Here is a 23644-nt window from a genome sequence, read left to right as displayed (position 1 = left end):
GATGCAGAATCTCAGGCCCGGTCGGCGCGATCTTCGGCGCGGTCCAGCCGGGCGGCCGGCGCCGCGTCGGGATAGGCCCGCTGGGCCCCGGCCGCGACAAGGCCGGCGAACACCGCCTTCGCCGCGTCGCCGGGGATGAACGTCAGCGCCTGCACGAAGGTGGCACCGAGCGACGTCCCCTGGACCGCCGCCTGGACCGGGATGCCGATGGCCAGGGTCGTGGCCGCGCCCGCCACCGTCCCGACCAGCACCCAGTGCACGCCCGGCCGGCGCCCGGACCGCTCCACGATCAGCCCGACCACGAACGCCGACACCACGAATCCGATGAGGTAGCCCACCGACGGACCCGCGAAGACGCCGAGCCCGCCCCGTCCGCCGGCCAGCAACGGCAACCCCGCCGCGACCAGCGCGAGGAACAGCAGCTGTGACAGCGCACCCCGCCTCGAGCCGAGGATCGCGCCGGCCAGCAGCGGGCCCATCGACTGCAGTGTGACCGGCACCGCGTTGCCGAAGAGGTTGAAGCCTCCCGGCAACCCCAGCACCGCGGTCAGTGCGGCGAACGCGGCGATCCGCGCGAGATCCGCGGCCGGCAGCCGCGACCTTCCTGCCATCGAGCTCTCCTCTGGACGTGCGTCCGCCGCGGGGGCCCGCGGCGGTGTGCCTCCACAATGACCGACACACGGCGTCTGGACATAGTCGGCAATTCGCACCAGTGCCGCGGCGGCGGGTTGGTGGGCCCCCACAACGCGTTGCCGAAGCGCACCGAGTTCGGGTGGGCGACCTTGTCGGGGGTGGACGGCAGAATGGGGTGGATGAGTGAGGACGTGGCGGTCGGCGGGCTCGACACCCCGGTCGGCCGCATCACTGTGGCCGTTACGCAGGACGGCCTGGCGGCGGTCGGCTGGGGCCGGCGGCTCGACTCCGGCCGCCTTCCCGTCGTCGACGACGGCGTCCGGCTCGCGCCCGTGCTGGGTCAGCTCGCCGAGTACTTCGCGGGCACGCGGCGCGACTTCGACGTGCCGATCGACTGGCGCCACGTCACCGGCTCGGCGTCCGGGGTTGTCCTGCGCACGCTGCACCAGTCGGTCGGCTTCGGGTCGTCGGTCACCTACGGCGAGCTGGCGACGCTCAGCGGCACGGGCGTTCCCGCGCGGGCCATCGGCGGCATCATGGGCGCCAACCCCATCCCCATCGTCGTGCCGTGCCACCGCGTCCTGGCCAGCGACGGACTCGGCGGCTACAGCGGCGGCTCGGGCGGCAACGGACTCGAGGTCAAGCGCTGGCTGCTGACGCTGGAGGGCGTACTGCCGCCCACGTTCGACTGGAGCCCCGCCGGGCTGGCGGGCGCATGACCTGACGCTCACGCGCCGGGCTTCAACACCGTCATTCCCGCATCGACCGCCGCGGCGGCCAGCCGGTCGTCGTAGGTCACGAGCGCGTCGAGGTCGGCATCGAGAACACGAGCCGTCGCCAGATGGATGGCATCGAGCGATCGCAGCATGCGATCCGGCTCGTCCATCGCCCGTTCGACGATGTCGTCGTCGATGGCGATGAAATCGAACGCCGTCAGCAGGTCGCGCGCATCAGGAAGAGCCGCCGGCAAGGCACGAGCGACCGCGCGCACCACCTCGACGCGGAGCAGCGCCGAACTCACCCAGGAGGCCGACGCGTTGGCGTCGTAGAAGCCGGCGAACGCCGCCGAGTGTTCCTCGTCCGCCAGAAGCTTCAATGCGGCCGAGGTGTCGAGGTAGAAGACGCTCACCAGCGCTCTTCGTCACGCAGATCGGCAAGGGCGTCACCCAGCCGATTCGTGCCGTCGCCGGGCCGCATCCGCGGGCGATACCCTGGACGCTCGGCGGGGCGAACCCGGCCGGACTCGATCAGCTCGGCCAGGACCGGACCGGGAGAACGGTCCTCTACAGGAATGATCCGGGCGATGAGCCGGCCCCGCTCGGTGACGTCGATGGTCTCACCTCGACGGACCCGCGCCAGCACGTCACCGGTGCTATGACGCAGCTCCCGCAGACCCACTGCGTGGTCCCGAGCAGTCACCATGCAACCAAATGTATCACACAAATGTGTTCACATTCGGGGCCCGTACCGTAGTGGCATGAGTGACCCGCTGGCCGAGGACCCGTTCGACTACCAGGTCACGAAGTCCGGCCTGGTCCGCATCAGCCGCGCCGGCCGGGTCGTCGTCACCGTCGCCGGCCGCGACGCCGATCGGCTGGCCACCGCGCTCGAGCTGGCCGCCGACGAGCGCGCGGCCCAGCTCCTCCTGGCCAAGGCGACCGGCAACTATCGGCGCGGCAACGAACGCCACTGAAGCTCCCCGTCCGTCCATGCCCCCCCGAACGTGTGAGCTTGCTGCAGCGACTGTGTGGCATCACTGTCGCCAGGACGACAGCAATGCCACCCGGATGTCGCAGCAGACTCACACCGTTCCGGACCGACTCCAGCAGAACGTCGCAGATGCTCCGGCGCTCGCCCCCGTCACACCGCCTCATCCCGCCCGCCGCCCGTCCCCGCACCGCGCGCCACCCCACGCGCACGCCGTCCAACGTTGATCTTGGAGATCGCCCGGCAACGGCACACGTTCGCCACGATCAACTTCCGGGCGGGCGGTCAGCCGGCGACGGCGTGCAGCGAACCCGGGCGCAGGCCGGTCAGCCGGTCCAGCGCCCCGGAGGTCGCCTCGTCGCCGGGCAGATAGACGAGGATCCGCTGGTGGTCGCCGTCGGAGAGGTCGAGGGTCTCGAACGCCAGCCGCAGCTCACCGGCCTCGGGGTGCACCACGCGCTCGACCCCCGCCCGCACGCCGACGCCCGCCGCCACCGTCGTCGCCGGCGCCGTCCAGCGGGAGGCGAACGCGGCCCCGGCGAGCACCGTCAGCTCGTCGGCCAGCGCGGCGAGGTGCTGGTCGTCGGGGCCGGAGTCGAGCTTGAGGTTCGCCACCAGCGCGTCGGCCACCAGGTGCCACTCGGGGTAGGTGGCGCGTGCGCGGGGGTCGGTGAAGTGGTAGCGGACCAGGTTCGGCGCGTCGCCGGCGAGCAGCCCCAGCGGCTCGGCGAGCAGCTCGTATCCCGTCGTCCATGCCAGCGCGTCGCCGAGGCGGTTGACCAGCACGGCCGGCGCCGGTTCGAGCCGCGACAGCAACGCTCGCACCGTCGGGCGGACGGCGGTGGCCGGCGGCGACTCGATGGCCGGGCAGTAGAAGTCGCCGCTGGTGGTCTTGGCGAGGTTGCGCAGCAGCACCCGTTCGGTCGCGGACAGCTGCAGAGCCTCGGCGAGCGCGGCGAGCACCTGGGCGGACGGGTGCCGGTCGCGGCCCTGCTCGAGGCGGGTGAGGTAGTCGACGCTGACGCCGGCGAGGGTGGCGAGCTCGGCGCGGCGCAGCCCGGGCGCGCGGCGCCGCGGGCCGGCGGGGAGCCCCACCTCGGCCGGGGTGATGGCATCGCGCCGCGAGCGCAGGAACGCGCCGAGCTCGTTGTCGCTCACCCTGCCCAGGCTACCGCCGTATCCGCGACGAGCACGTGGATCGCGCGATCGAGGGTGGCCCCGGCAGGGCTGGCATCAGCGCGGCCTACCCTCGCGAGACCGGCGTCGACCAGCATCGATGCCATGTCGAACATCTTCACCGAGGCCGAGCTCGCGTATCTGGCCAGCCAGTCGCTCGCCCGGCTGGCCACCGTCGGGCCGGATGGTGCGCCGCACATCGCGCCGGTCGGCGTCTTCTACGACCCCGAGGCCGACGCCGTCGTCGTAGCCGGTCACGCGGGCACGAACTTCGGCGCCAGCCGCAAGTTCCACGACGCCCGGGCGCACCCGGAGGTCGCCTACGTCGTCGACGACCTCGCCGGGGTCGATCCCTGGGAGCCGCGCGGCATCGAGATCCGCGGCACGGCCGAGACGTTCGCCGCGGGCGGCGAGGAGCTCGGCGCCCGGATCACCGGCGTCATGCCGTTCGACACCGCGTGGATCCGGATCCGCGCCCGCCGTGTCCTGGCGTGGGGCATCGACACCGGATCGTTCGACCTGCGCGCCCGCACCGTCGCCTGACCGTGCGCTCAGGACGGCGCCGCGGGGTCCGCTCGCTGGTCACGGACTCCGCGGCGCCTGTCGGCCGGCCGATGCCGGGCGGCCGGCCGATGCCGGCCCGACGGCCGGCCCGTGCCGGGCGGCTACGAGATCAGAGCCGCCGGCACTGGTCTTCCTTGTTGCCCTGCACGACGTTGCGGCTGCCGGTCGGCGCGGGCACGTTGGACTTGCACTGCAGGTTGCCGTCGATGCGGTTCGACGAGATGGTCTGCTTACCGCGGTTGGTGAACGACTGCACGTCGCCCTTGACGCTGTTCGACGTGACGGTGGCCGTCTTGCCCTGCTCGAGCTGGACGCTGCCGCCGACGGTCGACTTGGTCAGCGTGACGTGCTTGTGGTTCTCGGCCTGGACGTTGCCGTTGACGCGCACGCTGGTGGCGACCAGCGTCGCGTTGCGCTCGACCTTGATGGTCCCCTTGACGCGGGTGCCCTCGAGCGTGCAGGTGGCGTTGCTCGGGACCCGCAGGTTGTCGACGGTGACCGCGCCGATGGTGCCGCGGCAGGTGCGCTCCTCGGCCTGGGCGGGGACCGCGCCGAGCAGCGTGGCACACAGTGCGGCCGCGATGACGAGAGCGGTGCGCTTCATGGGCTGTTCCCTTCGCAGTAGGCCGGCCGGCGGCCGACTCTCTGCGATTCACGGTCCCGGACCCGTACACAGGACTGGGTGAGGTGGGAGTGAGACTGCTCTCATCGACCGGCCCGAACCCCAGCTAGGACAGATGTCGGCCGGGCAGCGCGGGGTTTCAGACACATGCCCGGTGACCATTCATCCCGGTTTCCCTATGTTCGGGCGTCATCACGTCCAGTCATGCCGGATGGCACGACTTTGCCCGGACGTGTCCTTCGCTCGTTCCCGCGGCGACAAGGAGACCAGACCCCATGACACGACGCCTGAGACTGGGCGCGGCGCTCGGCACCCTCGCGGTGGCCGGCTACGCGTTCCTGGCCCCGCCCGCACAGGCCGGGCCGTCCGATCAGTCCGACGCCGAGGTCGACGTCACCGTCGGCTTCACCGGACACGTCAACCTGGCCGGCCCCGGCCTCATCCCGGTGACGGTGCACGGCTCCCCGGCCGTCGACGCCGCCGACATCGACCCCGCCAGCGTCACCGTCGGCGACGGCGTCACGCCCGCCCGGACCGAGGCCGGCGTGGTGATCAGCCACGTGGCCGACGCCGACGGCGACGGCGCCGACGACCTCACCGTGCACGTCGACAAGCAGGCGCTGGCCGCCGAGGGCGACCTGAGCGCCGCGACCACCGCCCTCGAGGTGTCGGCCGACACCGACGGCGGCACGATCGACGGGGCCGGCGAGGTCCTGCCGGAGGTCAGCCTGGAGATCAAGTTCACCGAGGACTACCGGGTCCGCGGCGCCAGCGAGGCGACGCTGCGCAGCGCCGCCGGCGAGAACCTGGACGCCGTCCGCGACGTCCTCGACCGGCACGATGTGAGCGCTCTCATTCCGTTCGTCGAGGCCGCCGATCTGCCCGAGCTAGCCGCCGCCACCAGCCTCGCGCAGGCCCGCTCGGCCGCGCCGGTGCCGGACCTCGCCTCCTGGTACACGGTGATGCTGCCGGCCGGGACCGACGCCGACGCCGTCCTGGCGGAGCTGTCGGCGCTGCCCGAGGTCGTCTACGCCTACCCGTCGCCGGAGCCGGCCCCGCCGCCCGCCGAGCCGACGCCCGACTTCAGCCCGCTGCAGGGCTACCTGCGCCCGGTCGACACCCACAACGGCATCAACATCGAGGAGGTCCGCAAGGACCCGCGGGTCCGCGGCGCCGGCATCAAGGTCATCGACCTCGAGTACGACTGGAACCCGTTCCACGAGGACCTGCAGCTGGACGACTCCAGCGACGTCGGCCAGGGCCGGTTCGTCCCCTACACCGGCTTCGGCGACGACCACGGCACCGCGGTCTTCGGCGAGATCATGGCCAAGGACAACGGCTACGGCGTCACCGGCGGCGTGCCGGACGTCGAGATGTACGGCATCTCGCCGAGCGAGCTGCTGCCCAACGGCAGCATGCCGTGGCGGCCGGGCCCGGCGCTGGCGTTCCTCGCCACCATCAAGGACGAGAACGGCCAGCCGTTCGTCCAGCCCGGTGACGCGCTGATCCTCGAGCAGCAGACCTCCAGCCCGCTGGGCGGCAGCCGGTACGCGCCGCTGGAGTGGATCCCGGCGGTCTTCGAGGCCAACCAGGTGCTGACGGCCATGGGCGCCAACGTGGTGCTCACCGGCGGCAACGGCAACACGAACACCGACGACCCGATGTACGTGCGCAACGGGATCAAGTGGTTCGACCCGGCCGTGCAGCACTCCGGCTCGATCTTCGCCGGCGCCGGCGCCAGTGGTCTGCGCCCGGCCAACCCGGCACGGTCGCGGCTGAGCTTCTCGAACTACGGGCAGCGCTTCGACCTGCACGCCTGGGGCCAGGACATCTACACCACGGGCTACTGCAACGTGTTCTGCGCCGAGCTGGGCAACGACCCCAACCGGGCGTACTCGCGCTCGTTCAGCGGCACCTCCGGCGCCGGCCCGATCGTCACCAACGCGGTCGTCGCCGTGCAGTCCTACGTGAAGTCGGTCGGCCTGGGCCCGTGGACGACGGCGCAGATCAACGACCTGCTGCGGGCCACCGGTACGCCGCAGACCACCAACACGCACGAGAACATCGGCCCGCTGCCGAACGTGCAGGCGGCGCTGGCCTCCATCGAGGTCGACGCGCCCACGACGGAGCACGACCTGAACCAGCGTCCGGACCGTGACGGCCAGTACACCAACCCGACGGTGACGCTGGCGGCCGACGACTCGTGGGGCTCCGGCGTGGCGAAGACGGAGTACCGGATCGACGGCGGCGCCTGGACGACGTACACGGCGCCGTTCCGGATCCGCGCCTACGGCGAGCACACCGTCGAGTTCCGCTCGGTGGACGCCAACGGCAACACCGAGGAAACGGACGTGTTCACGCTGTTCAACCGCGGCCGGAACGACTGATCCGGCGCTATCGACAGATGTCCAAGTAAAGCGGCAGATGTCCATGCACCTGTCCGGTGACCGTGGGCCTTCACCCGGCCTACGGTCACCGGACCGGCCGCATGTCTGCGGCCTGGCGTCGAATCTTGGGAGGGCATCAGTGACGGCGAGTACAGAACGGCGGCCCGCGAGTCGCGGGAGGGCCTGGCGGGCGAGAGCGATCGTCGGCGTGGCCGCGATCGGCCTCTCGGCATCGGCGGGGGTCGTGTCGGCCAACGCCGAGAACGGTGTGGCCGAGGACGCCGGCACCGGCCCCATCGTCCCGGTGGACCAGCAGGTCTGGGAGGACCAGGCCGAGATGACCTGGGACGACTACACGCAGGTCCGCCCGGACGCGTGGAACCAGGACACCACCAGCCAGGGCTCGGAGAGCCAGTACCACACCGCGATCATCCTGCTCGACTACGTGGACCAGCCGTTCCTGATCACCCAGGCGGCGCAGTCGCACGCGTTCGGCAACCCGCTTCCCGGCTGGGAGCCGGTGATGCTGGAAGACGTCAACCAGTGGTTCTACGACTATTACGCGGTGCCGAACGAGTTCAACCAGGGCCAGACGCTGCACGGCTACTGGATGGAGACCAGCCACGGCCGCATCGGCGTCACCGTCGACGTCTTCGGGCCGTACACCCTGCCGGGGAAGCTGCACGAGTACGGCGCGCAGTCCAATGCCCCGGTCACCGGGCCGAACTCGATCTGCCCGGCCGGCGACACCTGTAACAAGGACGTCCGGCGTGACGGCGGCGCGCTCTGGCGGGCCGACATCGGCTGCGAGGGCACCGGCCTGTGCGGCTTCGACAACGGCTTCTACGTGACGGCCGGCCACGACGAGACGTCGACCTGGCAGGAGTTCGGCGAGATGATGTTCCGCACCCCCGCGGACGTCACGCCCGAGTTCGGCCCGCCCGGCGCCACTGAGGGCCCCGTCCTCAACGCGGCTGGCAACCCGATCCCCAACGCCGTCCCCACCCGCTACGTGCCGTGGAGCTCGTGGGCGGCCGCCGCCAACCACTGGCCGAACGCCGGTGGCGGCACCTCGACCCAGGCGGAGAACTCCGGCCTCAGCGTCTTCGCGCACGAGTTCAGCCACCTGCGCGGCCTGCCGGACAACTACAACAACCCGTTCGACCCGGGCAGCGGCCGAGCCGGCACCGCCTACTGGGAGATGATGAGCCGCGGCTCGTTCAACGGCCCCGGCGGTACGCACAACCGCTGGCAGGTCCCGAACGCCGGCGGCTCGGCGCTCGGCCCGCACCACACGCTGTACTTCAAGACCACCGGCCAGGGCCGCCTCGGTGTCGTCAAGGCGGACGAGTTCACCAGCGTCACGAGCGCCGCCATCGCCCAGCAGGGTGTGCTCACCATGCCGATCAAGGGCCGCGAGTACGTGCCCGACGGCGACATGGTCGGCCTGAACATCCAGCTGTCCCAGCCGTTCGTCCAGGGCGCCTGCCAGGCCCGTACGAACGACCCGTTCTTCTGCACCCCGGTCACGACGGCCTGGAACCAGTTCAACGTCGAGGTCGTCGAGCGGGTCGGCAACGACTCGTTCGTCGCCGGCCACGGTGTGCTCATCGGCCAGGCCCGCAACAGCGGCTCGCCGCGCGCGTGGCTGGTCGACGCCAACCCGAACGACATCGGCCGGATCGATTTCTACCGGCCGGGCAACGCGACCGAGGCCGGTGGCGAGCCGGTCCCCGTGGTGAAGGGTGACCCGCGCCAGCTCGACGACGCGACGTTCCACGCCGGCACCGCGTCCGGCAGCGACGACGAGTACCTCGACGCCCCGAACAAGCTGCACTTCTACATCCTGGACACCTACCGGGACGACGAGGGCGAGCTGTTCTACGACGTCGCGGTGCGGCACACCGAGGCGACCGACACGTACGAGCGGGGCGCCGACCTCGGCGACGCCGCGACCTACGCCGTCGGCGACTCGACCGCGCTGGTCAACCTGCCGCTGACCAACACGGGCACGGCCGGCACGGGCATCTACGGCTCGGACGTGTACCGGATCTCCTCCTCCGTCGAGGGCGAGGGCTGGGACGTGACCCTGCCGTACGAGGTCAAGGCGGCCGCGGCCGGCGACAGCGTGCCGGTCTGGGCGTACGCCACCGCGGGCGAGGGCGCGTCGGACACCGCGACGCTGACCCTCACGGCGACCAGCGAGTCCGACCCGAGCGCCACCTACTCGGTCGAGGTCGAGCTGTCCGCCGACTCCGTCGAGGCCGGCTACGACAACGCCCGTGCACTGCTCGCGGACTACCGGGCCGACGGCTTCCTGACCCAGGGTGAGCACCAGCGGCTGAAGGCGCAGCTGGACATCGCCGACCGGGCCAGCGGCCGTGGCGCGGAGCGGGCTCTCGAGCGGTTCGCCACGATGTCCGAGGACGTCGCCGACACGGGTGCCCGCACCCTGGTCAGCGCCGCCCTGGCGTCGCTGGCGGCGGACCTGCCGACCGACTGACCGTCCCACCCCACCCCCACCGGCCACCGGGTGCCGCCGTCCGCAGCGGCGGCCCCGGTGGCCGGTTCTTTGCGCTCAACGCTCGGCCAGGGACACCCGGATGCGGTGCTGCTGCACGTTCGCCACGACGACGCTCGCCAGCGCCAGCGCCGCCGCGACGAACACGGCCGCGGGCGGCGCGTCCGGCCACACCGCGGCGAACAGCACCGACGCCCCCGCCACGCCGGCCATCAGCAGCGCCACCTGCCGCAGCGAGACGACGTAGGCGCGCACAGCGGCCGCCCCGTATGCCCGGACCGCATGCCGCACGATGACCCGGCGGCCGTGCTCGGCCTCGGCCGCGGACAGCACACTGAAGATCGCGAACAGGACGAACCACTGCGGCGCCAGCCACGCGTCGCCCATGCCGATGACGGCGAACATGCCGGCCAGCGCGAGGAACACCAGCACCAGGCTGACCGTGCCGACGAGGTCGACGCGGCGCAGGTAGTACCGCGAGCCGAACAGCACCGCCAGGTACTCGAGGACGGCCGCCGCCACGCCGGTCAGCCACAGCAGCAGCCCCGCCCACGACAGCAGCGCGTCCCACGGCCCGTCGATCAGCGCCGGCAGCGCCGTCGCGGCGGCGGCCAGCGAGATGCCCGCGATGACGGTCAGCAGCAGCTGGTAGTCGTGGGTCCCGCTGTCCGGCCCGTCGCGCATGCGCACACTCTGCCAGGAATGCGCAGCGGCGCAGAGGGTCAGCGCGAGGCGACCGCCGGGAAGGGGGTGACGTTGTCGGTGCCGGTGGCATCCGCGGGAGCGGCGGCCCCGGTGTCGGCGACACCGCCCTGGCGCGGGGCGTACTGGCCGGTCATGCGCGCCACCTTGAGCGACAGGTGCAGGGCGAGCCGCTCGGCGCCGCTCTTGAGGTTGGTGTGCGCGAGCTGCTCGAGCCGCTGCAGCCGGTAGTAGAGCGAGGTCCGGTGCAGGTTGAGCCGCTCGGCGGTGAGCTGCGCGTTGCCCGCGACATCCAGATAGGTCTCGAGGGTCTCGAGCAGCGGCAGCGCGTCGGGGTCGTCGAGCAGGTTGCCGAGGCCGGGGTGGACCGTGGGCACCTCCTCGCCCAGGGACGCGAGCTTGACCACGATCTGGTGGATGCCCAGCCGGGACCAGTGCACGAGGTCGCCGAGGCCGGGCAGCAGCCGGGCGGCGTCGGCGGACATGCGCGCCTCGCGGAAGGAGGCGTAGCCGTCCTCGAGTGCGTCGCGGCGGCTGCCGACGCCGACGACGAGGGCGGCGTCGGTGCCGGTGGACAGCATGGCCGTGCGGGTGAGGTCGACCAGCGCCTCGATCCGCTCGTCGACGTACATGTCGTGCTCACCCGCGCTGGACAGCAGCAGCACGGCGTGGTCGCGGTTGATGAGGTCGAGCGCCTGGCCACGACGGACCGTGCGGCGGAAGTCGGCGACGCCCTGGGCGAGCGCGTCCTCGATGTCGAGGGCGCCGGAGCGCCGCGGCACCCCCTGCAGCACCACGGCGACGACACCGTCGTGCGCGGGCATGTACCCGGCCTCGATGAGGCTGCGCGCCGCCTGGCTGCTCATGGGCGAGCTGCTCAGCAGCATGTGCATGGTGTCGGCGAGACGGGCCGACGAGAACAGGCTCGCCACGCTCTCGCGGTGCAGCCACTCGCCCAGCTCGGCCGCCCCCTGCATGCAGGCGTCGAGGTCGGCGTCGGTCATGCTGCCGTCGGGGTCGACGAACCAGAGGTGGCCGAGCAGCTTGCCGCGGTGCAGGACGGGGACGCAGACTCGGGCCAGCATGTGCAGGTCCGGGTTGGCCGGCAGCCGCAGCGGCCGGCGCAGGTTCGGCAGAGCGAACTTCTTCAGCCAGCCACGCACCTCGGCGGACGCGTGCCGGCGCAGGATCGAGTCCTCGCGCACCTCGTCGATGGGCCCGTCGTGCGAGCTGAACGCGAGCAGCCGCATGAAGCGGTCCTCGAGAACGGCGGGACGGCCGACACGCTGCGCCAGGCTCTCCAGGATCTGCTGCATCGAGAGTTCCATGGTCGCCTCCGCTGCCGTGCTGGGGGGAGAGTGGCTCACGGGTGAAGAAACAGTAACATATCACATGTTACTTACGTAAACCTGGCGTATCATGACGATGACGGCGAACTCGGACGATCAGCGCTCCCGGCTCAGCCGGCGGCCTCGACGACGAAGTCGGTCAGCTGGGTGCCGAGGTCCTCGACGCCGCCGGGCCAGCCGCGGACCAGCTGTCCGCCACGGGCGACCAGCGCCACGAGGGGTGGCTCGTCGACGCCGTAGCGCCGGAAGATCTCGCCGTCGGGGTCGAGCCCGACCGGATAGGTGATGTCGTGCTCGCGCATGTACTCGGCGGCGTCCTCGGGGCTGCTGGTGCTGCCGACGCCGACGAACAGGATCGCGTCCTGGTACTCCTTGCTCAGCTCGGTGATCTCGGCCTGCTGCTGCGAGCACAGCTCGCAGAACGACTCGAAGAAGACGAGCACGACCGGCCGGTCGGCCCACTGCTCGGCGAGGTCGAGCGTGGAGTCGTCGAGCAGCTCGAGCTCGAACGGTGGCGCCGGCGGCGCGTCGGACGGTGCGTCGATGAACGTCACGTCGCTCGGCACGTCGCCGGGCAGGGCGAACGACACCGACGCGGGGTCGTCCGAACCCGAGCACCCGGCCAGCGCCGCGCCCATCACGAGCGCCACGACCGCTCCCACAACACGCCTCACGAGATCAACACCTCTCCGATCAGTCCTGCGTCGTCGCTCGGCTCGATGGTCACCTCGAAGCCGTCGCCCACCACGAACGTCTGGCCGTCGGCCGAGGACAAGCCCTCGACGTCGACGTCCATGACGCACATCGTCGGCTGCCGCATGCCCTCGCGGAAGCTGACGTCCATCATCTTCTCGGCGACGCCACTGGGCAGCTCGCCGCGTGCCACCTCGACGCCCTCGCCGTCCTGGACGGTGAAGCTCGCCTCGGCATGGACGGAGCGGAACGCACCCGCCCCGTTGCACGGCTCGCCGAGCCGGCGCAGGTTGCCGTCCGGGATCTCCACCCTGATGACGCCGGTCTCCTCCGAGCCGGACGTGCTGGCGTCGCCAGAGTCCGATCCGGAGCAGCCGGCCAGCACCGCCGGCACCATGACGCCGACGGCGACGGCGAGCGCCGCCCGGCCACGCACTCTACGCACGGAACACGTCCTTTCCCGGGGAGCCCGGACACCGGCGCGCGTCACTCGCGCCGGCGTCCGGGACCCACTGGTGATCAACGGCGCGGGTTGGTGTCCTTGACCGCGACCGTGCAGGTGACGGACTGGGTGGCCGTCGGGTCACTCTCGGACGTCGCGGTGAGCGTGACCGTGGTCTCGCGCGCCGCCGGCGTCTCGCGGGTGACGTAGACCGGAACCTCGACGGTGTCGCCAGCCCGCGCCGTGGTGAGAGCGTTGTCCAGCTGCGCCGTCCAGCCCTTGGCGCTGGACTCTACCGACAACCGGTACACGTCGTTGTCGAGCTTGCCGGCGACGTCGGTCGGGTGACCGGTCGTCGTCGCCGCACCCTCGCCGGTGTTGGTCAGCGGGAAGGTGCACTGGGCCGCCTGGCTGGTCCGGATGCCGGAGACGTCGCCGTCACCCAGCTCGACCCCGCGCTCCTGGTCGCCGTCACCGTCGAGCGAGCGCACCGCGAGGTCGTAGGACAGCACGCCCTCGTCGTCGCGCTGCATGTCGATGACGTAGAAGTGCAGCCGGTTCGCCTCGTCGACGTACTCGTACTCCGAGCCGGAGTTGGTGCCGGCGTGGAAGAGGGCGTCGTTGAGCTGCCGGTGGTCGGCGATGCTCGCCATGACGGGGGTGCCGTCCGGCTTGTAGAAGTCGACCAGCCCGATGTCCTCGGGGTTGGCGTCGATGGTCCAGTTGAAGCAGCTGTAGCCACAGGTGTTCGAGCCGCGCGGCTTGTTCTTCGCGATCATCACGCCGCTGTCGGGCGTGAACGAGTCGAAGCCCATGCGGTCGATGACCTCGACGGTGTAGTCGTCCCAGCCCGTGGTGCCGTTGGCCAGCCGGTCGGTGTGGCAGAACGGGTCGGCGTTGGCGTCACAGTCCGGAGTCCGGTCCGGGATGCCCGCTCCGTCGAGCTGGATCCTGACGCCCGAGGTTCCGTCCGCGCCCGCGTCGACGGCGCGCGCCGTGACCCGGTCGACGTAGACGCCGGTGTTCGCCAGGTTCTCCCGGCTGAGCTCGACCAGGTTGTCGGCGATGCCGGCCAGGATCTTGTTGCGGACCATCAGACCGGCGGGCGACCAGCCACCCATGTTCGGCGGCACGACCCAGCGCATGTGGTGACCACCGGGACCGTTGAACGACCCGCGGTCCATCATGTCCCACGGCGCGGAACCCACCCGGTGGAACGGCGACGGCGGGCTCTGCCGGTCCGAGAACGGGTTGTTGTTGTTGTCGCCGATGCTGAAGAAGAAGTGCCCCATCTCGTGCGTGATGGTGCCCGAGCTCTCCGCCTGGCGGATGGAGGCGCTGCCCCAGCGCTGCGAGGACGCGAGCCACGAGGTCCACTCGACGTAGCGTGTGGGCGCCCAATTCGGCATCGAGTTGTCGGGGTCGAGCCAGGCCGGCGGGCCCCACTCCTCGGGCACGTCCTCCTTGGTCTGGAACATCATCTCGCCGAACTCCTGCCAGACCGAGGTCTGGTCGTAGCCGGCGTAGACGCGAAGGACGACGTCGTAGCCACAGCGGCTGCCCACGCAGGGCGTGCCCTGCTGGGCGAGGTCGGCACGCCACAGGTTGTCGGCGTCGCCCTCGACATTGCCGTTGCAGGTGTAGCCCTCGGGACAGTGCTCGCCCGGCGCGTTGCGGATCCAGCTCTCGTTGAGGCCGTACTCGAACTGGTTGCGCGGCAGCGTGTACGGGCCGAACGTGTCCATCTCGTTGACGCCGAGGCGGCCGCGGCTCTGCTCCATCCAGTACTCGTGGATGGTGCGGCCGTGGTTGTACTCGTTCGGCTCCATGTAGTAGTCGCGGTAGAACTCCGGGACGTCCTCGTGCGCGATCGGGTCGATCTGCGGGTTCCCGAACGGGTCGGAGCCCTTCGGCTGCGTGATGACGAAGGGGATGTCCTTGAAGTCGACCGCCACCAGCGCGATGCGCAGGCCGCGCTCGCTGGGCTTGACGTCGGGGTCGTTCCACTCGGTGCCCGGGATGTCGGTCCAGTCGTCCCAGGTCATGTCGTACTGGTTCTTCCAGTTCTGCGGGTCGATCGGCTCGACGACGAAGTCCGGCGGATCGGCCTGCACCGCGCCCGCGGACAGCCCGAGGACCAGGGCTGAGGCGGCGAACGCGAAGCCGGCGGCGCGAAGTGTGAGGCGAGGTCCGTTCATGAATCTCATGGGCGCTCTCCTTCATTCGGGACTGGCGTCTGACCATGCGGCCGGCTGCAGGCCCCTGCGGGCGGCCCGGGCCCGTCACAATGGACGGGCCCGGGCCGGCCGTCGTGGTCAGGACTGACCGGCGGTCACCGCCGGGGGTTGGTGTCCTTCACGGCCACGGTGCAGGTGATCTGCTGCGTGGCCGCCGGGTCACTCTCAGAGGTCGCGGTGAGGGTGACCGTGGTGTTCCGAGCCGCAACCGGCTCGCGCGTGACGTACACCGGGACCTCGACGGTCTCACCGGCACGAGCGGTGGTGAGCGCGTTGTCGAGCTCGGCGGTCCAGCCCTTGGCGCTGGAGTCGACCGAGAGCCGGTAGACGTCGTTGTCGAGCTTGTCGCTGACGTCCGTCGGGTGCCCGGCGGTGGTCGCCGCCGTCTCACCGGTGTTGGTCAGCGGGAACGTGCACTGCGCGGCCTGGCTGGTGCGGATGCCGGTGACGTCGGCCTCGCCCAGCTCGACCCCACGGTCCTGTGCGCCGTCGCCGTCCAGCGAGCGCACGGCCAGCGTGTAGGTCAGCACGCCGTCCTCGTCGCGGTCGAGGTCGATGACGTAGAAGTGCAGGCGGTTGTACTCGTCGACGTACTCGTACTCGGAACCGGAGTTCAGCCCGGCCTTGAACGCGGCGTCGTTGAGCTGCCGGTGGTCGGCGATGCTCGCCATGACGGGGGTGCCGTCCGGCTTGTAGAAGTCGACCAGCCCGATGTCCTGCGGGTTGGCGTCGATGACCCAGTTGAAGCAACTGTAGCCACAGGTGTTGGAGCCACGGGGCTTGTTCTTGGCGATGATGACGCCGGTGTCGGGGTTGAACGAGTCGAAGCCCATGCGGTCGATGACCTCGAGCGTGTAGTCGTCCCAGCCCGTGGTGCCGTTGGCCAGCCGGTCGGTGTGGCAGAACGGGTCGGCGTTTGCGTCACAGTCGGGCGTGCGGTCCGGGATGCCCGCGCCGTCCAGCCGCACGCGGACGCCCGACGTCCCCTCGTCGCCGGGGTCGACGGCGCGCGCCGTCACCTCGTCGACGAAGACACCCGTGGTGGCCAGGTTCTCGCGGCTGATCTCGACCAGGTTGTCGGCGATGCCGGCGACCATCTTGTTGCGGACCATGAGGCCCGACGGCGACCAGCCGCCCATGTTCGGCGGCACGACCCAGCGCATGTGGTGACCGCCGGGGCCGTTGAACGAGCCGCGGTCCATCATGTCCCACGGCGCCGAGCCGACGCGGTGGAACGGCGACGGCGGGTTGGCCCGGTTCGAGAACGGGTTGTTGTTGTTGTCGCCGATGCTGAAGAAGAAGTGCCCCATCTCGTGCGTGATGGTGCCCGAGCTCTCCGCCTGGCGGATCGATGAGAGGCCCCACTGCTGGGCCGCGGCCCGCCACGAGGTCCACTCGACGTAGCGCGTGGGCGCCCAGTTCGGCATCTCGTTGTTCGGGTCGACCGAGGCGGGCGGGCCCCACTCGTCGGGGATGTCCTCCTTGGTGTTGAACATCATCTCGCCGTACTCCTGCCAGATGCTGGTCTCGTCGTAGCCGGCGTAGACCCGCAGGATGACGTCGTAGCCGCACCGGTTGTCGGGGCACGGGATGCCCTTGGCGGCCAGGTCGGCCTTCCAGACGGTGTCGACGTCGCGGTCGAGGTTCCCGTTGCAGGTGAAGCCCTCGGGACAGGCGGAGTTCTGGCCCCACTCGTTCAGGCCGTACTCGAACAGGTTGCGCGGCACCTGGTAGGCGCCGAAGACGTCCATCTCACTGACGCCGAGGCGGCCGCGGCTCTGCTCCATCCAGTACTCCTGGATGGTGCGGCCGTGGTTGTACTCGTTCGGGACCATGTAGAAGTCGTGGTAGAACTGCGGCACCTCGTCCCGCGAAATCGGGTCGATCTGCGGGTTGCCGAACAGGTCGGTCTGCTTCTCCTGCGTCATGACGAACGGCTGGTCCGGGAAGTCCACCGCCACCAGCGCGATGCGCAGGCCGCGCACGCTCGGCACGGCGTCGGGGTCGTTCCACTCGGTGCCCGGGATGTCGGTCCAGTCGTCCCAGGTCATGTCGTACTGGTTCTTCCAGTTCTGCGGGTCGATCGGCTGGACCTCGAAGTCCGGCGGCGCCGCCTGACCGGCACCCGCCACGCCGACGACGAGCGTCGTGACCGCGGCCGCGGCGAGTCCCAGCCGCCACCGCCTCGCGACGCTCGTCCAGTTGAGACTCACACGCATGCGCTCTCCTCACGTACCGCCCGGGTCCGAGCTGCGGCTCGGTGGTGAATAAAATACGACATTGCACATAACTCGTCACTCCCCCGGCGTTTCGGGACAGTGACCGCACGCCACGGCGAACCGGGCGGGGCGGCGGGGCCGTCCCGCCCGGCGGCCGGGCGCGCTGCGGATGATGCGTCCGGCCGTGCGTGGCCGCACCCCGTGCCCCCTCAGCTGCGGCTCAGGGGGCCGGGGCGTCGATCAGCGGCGGACCGTCGTCGACGAGACGTCGACCACGCAGGTCGCCGTCGCCGTCTTCGACGGGTCGCTCTCGGAGGTGGCGGTCAGGGTGACCGTGGCCTCCCGCACCGCGCCCGGAGTGCGGGTGACGTAGACGGGCACCTCGACCGTGTCGCCGAACCCGCTCGTCGCGAGCTCGTTGTACAGCTCGGCGTTCCAGCCGGTGCCCGCCGAGCTCACCGACAGCCGGTAGACGTCGGCCGCCACGCGGTCGGTGACGTCGCTCGGGTGCGCGGCGGGGTCGACGGGCGCCGCCTCGCCGGTGTTCTCCAGCGGGAACGTGCAGGTCGCCGCCTTGCCCGGGGTGTGCCGGCTCGGCTCCCCCGACTCGAGGGCGACGCCGCGCTGGTGCGGGCCGTCGCCGTCGAGCGAGCGGACGGCGACGGTGTACGTGCGCACGCCGTCCTCGTCGTACTCGACGTCGATGACGTAGAAGTGCAGCCGGTTGTCCTCGTCGACCCACTCGTAGTCGGTGCCCGAGTGCGTGCCGGCGTTGAACGTGGCGTCGTTGACCTGGCGCGGGTCACCGGTGACGACCATGCGCGGGGTGCCGTCGGGCTGGTAGAAGTCGACCATCCCGATGTCCTCGGGGTTGGAGTCGATCAGCCACGAGAAGCAGGTCGCCGTGCCGCAGGTGCTGCCGGTGGTCTTGTTCTTGTAGATCAGCACGCCGTTGCCTGGGGTGTAGGAGTCGACGCCGAGCTGCTGGACCACCTCGAGGGTGAAGTTGCGGTAGTTCGCCTGGCCCATGCACTCCGGCCCGCCCGTCGACGGGTGGCACGACGGCGTGCGGTCCAGCGGGGTGGCGCCGTCGAAGGTGACCCGCACGCCCAGCAGCTCGTCGCCGTTCACGCCGGCCGCCCGGGCCCGCACCTTCGCCACCACGAGCCCGGAGGACGCCAGCCCGGTACGGCTGAGGTCCACGATGTCGTCGGTGTCGATGAGATCGAGCTCGAGCTTGTTGCGGATGCTGTGGTGCGGCCCGACGGTGGAGCCGCCGTCGGCCGGGACCTTCCAGCGGGTATGCATGCCGGTGGGCCCGTTCCACGAGCCCTGGCTCATCATGTCCCACTGGCCGGTGAACGTGCGCTGCGCCGGTACCGCGAACGCGCCGTTGTAGTTGTCGCCGAGACCCAGGATGTGGGTGAACTCGTGCGCGAAGCCGGCGGTGCCGGACGACTCCGACATGTTGCCGCTGCCGCCGCCGGCACTGGCCCAGGTGAACGAGCCGGCCGCCCACGAGGTCCACGGGATGTAGCGGGTGGGCATCCAGTTCGTCATGACGCCCTCGGGGTCGAACTCGGCCGGCGGGCCGAACTCGTCCGGCACGTCCTCGGGCGAGTCGAACATCATCTCGCCGAACACCTGCCAGGCGGTCGACTCGTCGAGGCCGGCGCCCATGTAGAAGATCAGGTCGTACTGGCTGCGGATGTCCGCCGGCACGTTCGCCTCGTAGAGAGCGCGCGCGTCGCGGGTGTAGTTGCCGTTGCAGGTGAACGACGGCGGGCAGCTCGCGGCGTTGCCGTAGGGCGAGTTGCCGTACTCGAAGTGGTTGCGCGGCATCCGGAACGGGCCGAAGGAGTCGACGTCGACGCCGTACTGGCCGTAGGAGTCCTCCATCCAGTACGAGTTCAGCGTCTGGCCGTGGTTGAGGTCGCTCGGCGTGTTCAGCAGGTCGGCGTAGAACTGCGGGACATCCTCGCGGGGGACGTCGCCGACCCCGATCGGCGTGCCGAAGATGGTCGAGCCCTCCGGCTGGCTGATCTGGAAGTCCATGTTCGGGTAGTCGACCATGACCAAGGCGGCCCGCCAGGTGTCCTTGGTGGGCACGTTGGCCGGGTCGGTCCAGTCGACGCCCGGCACCGGGACGAAGTCGTCCCAGGTGAGGTCGTACTGGTTGTCCCAGTCCTGCGGGTCGATCGGCACGATCGGCGGGGCAGCGGAAGGGGCGGCGGGGCCGTCCCCCTGGGCGCCGGCCAGCTGGGGAAAGAGTGCCGGAATGAGCAGCGCGGACGCGGCCACGGCGATCAGCTGCGCTCGCACCCGGGGATTGCGTCGCGACGGAGACACAGATCCTCCTCGGAAAAGGGGTGCGCGGAAAGCGTCGCCGGACGGCGACGCCGGGATGCGGTGAGTCTGTGCCGGTTCGGGCGAAACGAGAGTAATATTGTACTGTCACCGGTCACGTGGAACAAGCGTGCCGAGGCTACAGCCCTCCACAAGAGCCAGTCGAGACCGGGCGCCAATCCGGACAAAATGGGGGGTTTGCACCGCGTTACGATTAGGACACAGTAGTGCAATAGCACATCGCACTGGGTCCGCCATGATGGTAAATGTGTGCTCTGTGGTGCCGCGGGACGCGCGTGCCGGTCGCTCTCCTGAGGGTGCCACAGGCGTAACGAACGTCCCGACGCCAGATCCGCGAGCCGGCCGCCCCCCTCGGCTCTGTCGCATGTCGAACCAAGGAGGACCAATGCGTGTGCACCGCAAGGCAGGGCGACTCGTCGCCCTCACCGCCGCCGCAGGGCTGCTCGTCGCAGCCTGTGGCGGCGACGACGCTGGCGAATCGGGTGAGTCCGGCACCGGCGGGAGCGAAGACGGCGGCGGCGACCCGAAGACCTTCATCTTCGGCTCGTCCGAGGACCCCAAGACCCTCGATGCCTCCTACGTCTCGGACGGCGAGTCCCTGCGGGTCATCTACCAGGTCTACGAGACCCTCGTCGCCCTCGAGCCCGGCACCACCAACGTGGTTCCCGGCCTGGCCGAGGACTGGGAGATCAGCCCCGACGGCCTCACCTACACGTTCAACCTGCGCCAGGGCGTGACGTTCCACGACGGCGAGCCGTTCAACGCCGAGGCGGTCTGCTTCAACTTCGACCGCTGGTACAACTTCACCGGCCCGCAGCAGAGCGGCGACGTCAGCTACTACTGGCAGACGGTGTTCGGCGGCTTCGCCACGGCCGACCTCGAGTCCTCGCCGGCCACCAGCCGTTACGGCTCGTGCGAGGCGACCGACGAGTTCACCGCCACGCTGAACCTCACCGAGCCGTCGTCGGCGCTGCTGGCCGGCCTGGTGCTGCCGCCGTTCTCGATCGCCAGCCCGAAGGCCATCGAAGAGGGCGGCACCGACATCGAGCAGGCGGGCGACTCGCTCTCCTACACCGGTGGCTTCGGCAGCGAGGTCGTCGCCGGCACCGGCCCGTTCAAGTTCGTCAGCTGGGAGCGCGGCGAGAGCCTGACGCTCGAGCGCAACGACGACTACTGGGGCGACGCTCCGGCGCTCGACGAGATCATCTTCCGGCCGATCCCCGACGCCACCGCTCGCCTCCAGGCGCTGCAGGCCGGTGAGATCGACGCCTACGAGGGTGTCAACGCCGCCGACATCGGCGCCATCGAGGGCAACGGCGACCAGGTCGTCGAGCGCCCGGCGTTCAACGTCGGCTACGTCGGCTTCAACAACAAGCTGCCGATCTTCCAGAACGAGAAGATCCGCCAGGCCATCTCGCACGCGCTGAACCGGCAGGGTCTGCTCGACGCCGCGTACCCCGAGGGTGCCCAGGTCGCCAACCAGTTCCTCCCGCCGGAGCAGTGGGGCTACAACGACAGCATCGAGGGCTACGAGTACGACCCCGAGCTGGCCAAGCAGCTCATCGCCGACTCGGGCGAGACCGACCTGACGCTCGAGTTCTGGTACCCCGCCGACGTGTCCCGGCCGTACATGCCGGACCCCCAGGCCGTGTACGAGTCCTTTGCCGCCGATCTGCAGGCCGTGGGCTTCACGATCGTCCCGAAGACGGTCCCGTGGACCCCGGATTACCTGCAGAACATCCAGGGCGACGGCCTCGGCCAGCTGTTCCTGCTCGGCTGGACCGGCGACTACGCCGACCCGGACAACTTCGTCGGCACGTTCTTCCGCCAGGACCGGCCGGAGTTCGGTTTCACCGACCCGACCATCCAGGGGCTGCTGAACGAGGCGCTGGCCGAGACCGACCAGGCGGCGCGCGAGGCCCTCTACCAGGAGGCCAACCAGGCGATCTACGACTACATCCCGGGCGTTCCGTTCGTGCACAACCAGCCGCTGCTCGCGGTGGCCGGTCGCGTCACGGGCTACACCCCGTCGCCGGTGAGCCTCGAGGACTTCGACCTCATCGACATCGAGGGCTGATACACACGTGCTGAGATTCATCGTCCGGCGGCTCGCGCTGCTCGTCCCGATCCTGCTGGGCCTGTCGGTCCTGCTCTTCGCCTGGGTTCGGGCACTTCCCGGCGGCCCCGCCTACGCCCTGCTGGGTGAACGCGCAACGCCGGAAGCCGTCGCGGCGATCGAATCGCAGCTCGGCCTGGACCGCCCGCTCTGGGAGCAGTACTTCCAGTTCCTGGGGCGGGCGGTCAGGCTCGACTTCGGCGCGTCGCTCCAGACCGGTCAGCCGGTCATCGAGGAGATGCTGCGCCGCTTCCCGGCAACCATCGAGCTGGCCGTCGCGGCGTTGCTGATCGCCGTCAGCGTCGGGATACCGCTCGGGTACCTGGCGGCGCGGCGGTACGGCACCTGGGTCGACAACCTCGCGGTGTCGGGGTCGCTGCTCGGCGTGACGATCCCGATCTTCTTCCTCGCGTACATCCTCAAGTACATCTTCGCGGTCGAGCTGGGCTGGCTGCCGACGGCCGGCCGGTCCGACCCACGGGCCCGGGCCGACCATCCCACCGGCTTCTACGTGCTGGACGGGATCGTCACCGGCAACCTGGACGCCAGCTGGGACGCCATCCAGCACCTGATCCTGCCGGCGCTGGCGCTCGCGTCCATCCCGCTCGCCGTGATCGTCCGCATCACCAGGGCGTCGGTCCTCAACGTCGTCAACGAGGACTACGTGCGCACCGCCGAGGCCAAGGGGCTGCTGCCGGGCACCATCACCCGGCGGCACGTCCTGAAGAACGCCATGCTGCCGGTGACGACGGTCATCGGCTTGCAGCTGGGTGTCCTGCTGGCCGGCGCGGTGCTCACCGAGACCGTGTTCGCGTTCGCCGGCGTCGGCAAGTTCATGGCCGACGGCATCGTGCAACGCGACTTCCCGACCATTCAGGGGTTCATCCTGGTCATCGCCGTCATCTATGTCGTCGTCAACATGATCGTCGACCTGGCCTACGGGTTGCTCGATCCGCGGGTGAGGGTCTCATGAGCGTGAACGAGGTGGTCGCCGGCGAGCCCGGCGGCCCGGCGCCGGCCGCGACGGAGTCCGTCTCGGCCCGGCCCCCGCGCAGCCTGGGCCGCGAGGCCGTCCGCCGGCTGTTCCGGAACCCCATGGCCATCGTCGGCATGGTCCTGATCGGCATCTTCGTGCTGGTCGCCATCTTCGCGCCGCTGATCGCGCCGTACTCGCCCACGGACAACTCCTGGCTCGACCAGGTCCGTCCGGGCCAGTACCCCGGCCCGTCGGCCGAGCACTGGCTCGGCATCGACCCGCTCGGCCGCGACGTGTTCTCGCGCATCATCTACGGCGCCCGGCAGTCGCTGCTCATCGGCGTCGTCTCGCTGACTCTGGGCGCCGCGGCCGGCATCGCGCTGGGCGTGCTCGCCGGTGCGTTCGGCGGCTGGGTCGACACCCTCGTCATGCGCTTCGTCGACATCATGCTGTCGGTGCCCGGCCTACTGTTCGCCATCGCCGTCGCCGCCATGCTCGGCCAGAGCCTCACCTCGGTCATGATCGCCATCGCGGTCGTGAACGTACCGATCTTCGCCCGGCTGCTGCGCGGCGAGATGCTCGGGCAGCGCGGCGCCGACTACGTGCTGGCCGCCCGCTCGCTGGGCATCTCGCGCTCGGCCATCGTCTTCCGGCACGTGCTGCCGAACTCGTTCACCCCGGTCCTGGTCCAGGGCACGCTGACCCTGGCGCTGGCCATCGTCGAGGCCGCCGGCCTGGCGTTCCTCGGTCTGTCCGGCAGCGACCCGTCGGCGCCGGAATGGGGCCGCATGCTCACCGACGCCCAGGACACCCTGACGTCGGCGCCCATGCTGGCGGTCTACCCCGGCCTGGCCATCGTCCTCGCCGCGCTCGGCTTCACCCTGGTGGGCGAGTCGCTGCGCGAGGCCCTCGACCCGAAGTTCCGGCGGTGAC

Annotated in this window: 20 protein-coding genes; 8 read left to right on the top strand and 12 right to left on the bottom strand. The window is 70.5% G+C overall.

The window, feature by feature from the left end; all coding sequences use genetic code 11:
* Positions 1 to 11 precede the first annotated feature (11 nt).
* Positions 12 to 611: a biotin transporter BioY gene (locus tag HD601_RS15975; RefSeq protein WP_184823421.1), complete on the bottom strand. Its 600-nt coding sequence runs from the start codon at positions 609 to 611 to the stop codon at positions 12 to 14.
* A 201-nt stretch (positions 612 to 812) separates the two neighbouring features.
* Between HD601_RS15975 and HD601_RS15970 the strand changes: the two genes are divergently transcribed.
* On the top strand, positions 813 to 1352 hold the full coding sequence (locus tag HD601_RS15970; protein ID WP_184823419.1) for a methylated-DNA--[protein]-cysteine S-methyltransferase: 540 nt from the start codon (positions 813 to 815) through the stop codon (positions 1350 to 1352).
* 8 nt (positions 1353 to 1360) lie between these two features.
* Here the strand turns inward: HD601_RS15970 and HD601_RS15965 are convergent, their stop codons facing one another.
* Positions 1361 to 1762 (bottom strand): PIN domain-containing protein, encoded by a 402-nt coding sequence (locus HD601_RS15965; protein ID WP_184823417.1) that lies wholly within the window; start codon positions 1760 to 1762, stop codon positions 1361 to 1363.
* Positions 1759 to 2055, bottom strand: a complete 297-nt coding sequence (locus tag HD601_RS15960; RefSeq protein ID WP_184823416.1) for a type II toxin-antitoxin system Phd/YefM family antitoxin — start codon at positions 2053 to 2055, stop codon at positions 1759 to 1761. Before HD601_RS15960 ends, HD601_RS15965 begins: the two co-directional genes overlap by 4 nt.
* A 55-nt stretch (positions 2056 to 2110) precedes the next feature.
* On the opposite strand from HD601_RS15960, the gene HD601_RS15955 reads away from it, so the two are divergent.
* A complete protein-coding gene (locus HD601_RS15955; protein WP_184823415.1) occupies positions 2111 to 2326 on the top strand; it encodes a hypothetical protein in 216 nt (71 codons plus the stop codon).
* 299 nt (positions 2327 to 2625) lie between these two features.
* On the opposite strand, the gene HD601_RS15950 is transcribed toward HD601_RS15955, so the two are convergent.
* A complete protein-coding gene (locus tag HD601_RS15950) occupies positions 2626 to 3498 on the bottom strand; it encodes an MmyB family transcriptional regulator (RefSeq protein ID WP_184823414.1) in 873 nt (290 codons plus the stop codon).
* 123 nt (positions 3499 to 3621) lie between these two features.
* Between HD601_RS15950 and HD601_RS15945 the strand changes: the two genes are divergently transcribed.
* Positions 3622 to 4059: a PPOX class F420-dependent oxidoreductase gene (locus HD601_RS15945; protein ID WP_184823413.1), complete on the top strand. Its 438-nt coding sequence runs from the start codon at positions 3622 to 3624 to the stop codon at positions 4057 to 4059.
* Positions 4060 to 4189: 130 nt separating this feature from the next.
* On the opposite strand, the gene HD601_RS15940 is transcribed toward HD601_RS15945, so the two are convergent.
* Positions 4190 to 4684 carry a hypothetical protein gene (locus HD601_RS15940; protein WP_184823412.1) on the bottom strand — a complete coding sequence of 165 codons (495 nt, stop codon included), beginning with the start codon at positions 4682 to 4684 and terminating at the stop codon, positions 4190 to 4192.
* A gap of 293 nt (positions 4685 to 4977) precedes the next feature.
* On the opposite strand from HD601_RS15940, the gene HD601_RS15935 reads away from it, so the two are divergent.
* Together HD601_RS15935 and HD601_RS15930 are read left to right on the top strand one after the other, a co-directional pair.
* Positions 4978 to 7089, top strand: coding sequence for an OmpL47-type beta-barrel domain-containing protein (locus tag HD601_RS15935; RefSeq protein WP_184823411.1), 2112 nt, complete (start codon positions 4978 to 4980; stop codon positions 7087 to 7089).
* Positions 7090 to 7297: 208 nt separating this feature from the next.
* Positions 7298 to 9592 carry a M6 family metalloprotease domain-containing protein gene (locus HD601_RS15930; RefSeq protein WP_184823410.1) on the top strand — a complete coding sequence of 765 codons (2295 nt, stop codon included), beginning with the start codon at positions 7298 to 7300 and terminating at the stop codon, positions 9590 to 9592.
* Between the two features lie 75 nt (positions 9593 to 9667).
* On the opposite strand, the gene HD601_RS15925 is transcribed toward HD601_RS15930, so the two are convergent.
* The 7 genes from HD601_RS15925 to HD601_RS15895 all read right to left on the bottom strand — a co-directional run bounded on the left by HD601_RS15925 (position 9668) and on the right by HD601_RS15895 (position 19574).
* A complete protein-coding gene (locus tag HD601_RS15925) occupies positions 9668 to 10294 on the bottom strand; it encodes a hypothetical protein (RefSeq protein ID WP_184823408.1) in 627 nt (208 codons plus the stop codon).
* Positions 10295 to 10332: 38 nt separating this feature from the next.
* On the bottom strand, positions 10333 to 11679 hold the full coding sequence (locus HD601_RS35780; protein WP_184823406.1) for a helix-turn-helix domain-containing protein: 1347 nt from the start codon (positions 11677 to 11679) through the stop codon (positions 10333 to 10335).
* A 92-nt stretch (positions 11680 to 11771) separates the two neighbouring features.
* Complete coding sequence (locus HD601_RS15915) at positions 11772 to 12311, bottom strand: redoxin domain-containing protein (RefSeq protein ID WP_184823404.1); 540 nt, start codon at positions 12309 to 12311, stop codon at positions 11772 to 11774.
* Between the two features lie 20 nt (positions 12312 to 12331).
* Positions 12332 to 12799, bottom strand: coding sequence for a hypothetical protein (locus HD601_RS15910; RefSeq protein WP_184823402.1), 468 nt, complete (start codon positions 12797 to 12799; stop codon positions 12332 to 12334).
* A 74-nt stretch (positions 12800 to 12873) separates the two neighbouring features.
* Positions 12874 to 14994, bottom strand: coding sequence for a metallopeptidase domain-containing protein (locus HD601_RS15905; protein WP_221441028.1), 2121 nt, complete (start codon positions 14992 to 14994; stop codon positions 12874 to 12876).
* Positions 14995 to 15128: 134 nt separating this feature from the next.
* Positions 15129 to 17252: a metallopeptidase domain-containing protein gene (locus HD601_RS15900; protein ID WP_184823401.1), complete on the bottom strand. Its 2124-nt coding sequence runs from the start codon at positions 17250 to 17252 to the stop codon at positions 15129 to 15131.
* A 240-nt stretch (positions 17253 to 17492) separates the two neighbouring features.
* The gene (locus HD601_RS15895) at positions 17493 to 19574 is read right to left on the bottom strand and encodes a M6 family metalloprotease domain-containing protein (RefSeq protein WP_184823399.1); all 2082 of its coding nucleotides are present in this window, start codon (positions 19572 to 19574) and stop codon (positions 17493 to 17495) included.
* 430 nt (positions 19575 to 20004) lie between these two features.
* Between HD601_RS15895 and HD601_RS15890 the strand changes: the two genes are divergently transcribed.
* Genes HD601_RS15890 through HD601_RS15880 form a run of 3 tightly spaced genes read left to right on the top strand, consistent with a single transcriptional unit; the run spans position 20005 to position 23643 of the window.
* Positions 20005 to 21696: an ABC transporter substrate-binding protein gene (locus tag HD601_RS15890; protein WP_221441027.1), complete on the top strand. Its 1692-nt coding sequence runs from the start codon at positions 20005 to 20007 to the stop codon at positions 21694 to 21696.
* A gap of 7 nt (positions 21697 to 21703) precedes the next feature.
* Positions 21704 to 22708, top strand: coding sequence for an ABC transporter permease subunit (locus HD601_RS15885; RefSeq protein ID WP_184823397.1), 1005 nt, complete (start codon positions 21704 to 21706; stop codon positions 22706 to 22708).
* On the top strand, positions 22705 to 23643 hold the full coding sequence (locus HD601_RS15880; RefSeq protein WP_184823395.1) for an ABC transporter permease: 939 nt from the start codon (positions 22705 to 22707) through the stop codon (positions 23641 to 23643). Before HD601_RS15885 ends, HD601_RS15880 begins: the two co-directional genes overlap by 4 nt.
* Position 23644: the final 1 nt, after the last annotated feature.

Origin of the sequence: Jiangella mangrovi (genome assembly GCF_014204975.1) — a bacterium.
GTDB classification, from domain to species: Bacteria; Actinomycetota; Actinomycetes; order Jiangellales; family Jiangellaceae; genus Jiangella; species Jiangella mangrovi.
This window is presented reverse-complemented; position numbering and strand designations above follow the sequence as displayed.

What these genes read in the sequence shown, in the direction of transcription:
- HD601_RS15975 (WP_184823421.1), bottom strand. Translation starts at nt 611, where the DNA reads ATGGCAGGAAGGTCGCGGCTGCCGGCCGCGGATCTCGCGCGGATCGCC.
- HD601_RS15970 (WP_184823419.1), top strand. Translation starts at nt 813, where the DNA reads ATGAGTGAGGACGTGGCGGTCGGCGGGCTCGACACCCCGGTCGGCCGC.
- HD601_RS15960 (WP_184823416.1), bottom strand. Translation starts at nt 2,055, where the DNA reads ATGGTGACTGCTCGGGACCACGCAGTGGGTCTGCGGGAGCTGCGTCAT.
- HD601_RS15955 (WP_184823415.1), top strand. Translation starts at nt 2,111, where the DNA reads ATGAGTGACCCGCTGGCCGAGGACCCGTTCGACTACCAGGTCACGAAG.
- HD601_RS15945 (WP_184823413.1), top strand. Translation starts at nt 3,622, where the DNA reads ATGTCGAACATCTTCACCGAGGCCGAGCTCGCGTATCTGGCCAGCCAG.
- HD601_RS15940 (WP_184823412.1), bottom strand. Translation starts at nt 4,684, where the DNA reads ATGAAGCGCACCGCTCTCGTCATCGCGGCCGCACTGTGTGCCACGCTG.
- HD601_RS15935 (WP_184823411.1), top strand. Translation starts at nt 4,978, where the DNA reads ATGACACGACGCCTGAGACTGGGCGCGGCGCTCGGCACCCTCGCGGTG.
- HD601_RS15925 (WP_184823408.1), bottom strand. Translation starts at nt 10,294, where the DNA reads ATGCGCGACGGGCCGGACAGCGGGACCCACGACTACCAGCTGCTGCTG.
- HD601_RS15905 (WP_221441028.1), bottom strand. Translation starts at nt 14,994, where the DNA reads ATGAACGGACCTCGCCTCACACTTCGCGCCGCCGGCTTCGCGTTCGCC.
- HD601_RS15900 (WP_184823401.1), bottom strand. Translation starts at nt 17,252, where the DNA reads ATGCGTGTGAGTCTCAACTGGACGAGCGTCGCGAGGCGGTGGCGGCTG.
- HD601_RS15890 (WP_221441027.1), top strand. Translation starts at nt 20,005, where the DNA reads ATGCGTGTGCACCGCAAGGCAGGGCGACTCGTCGCCCTCACCGCCGCC.
- HD601_RS15880 (WP_184823395.1), top strand. Translation starts at nt 22,705, where the DNA reads ATGAGCGTGAACGAGGTGGTCGCCGGCGAGCCCGGCGGCCCGGCGCCG.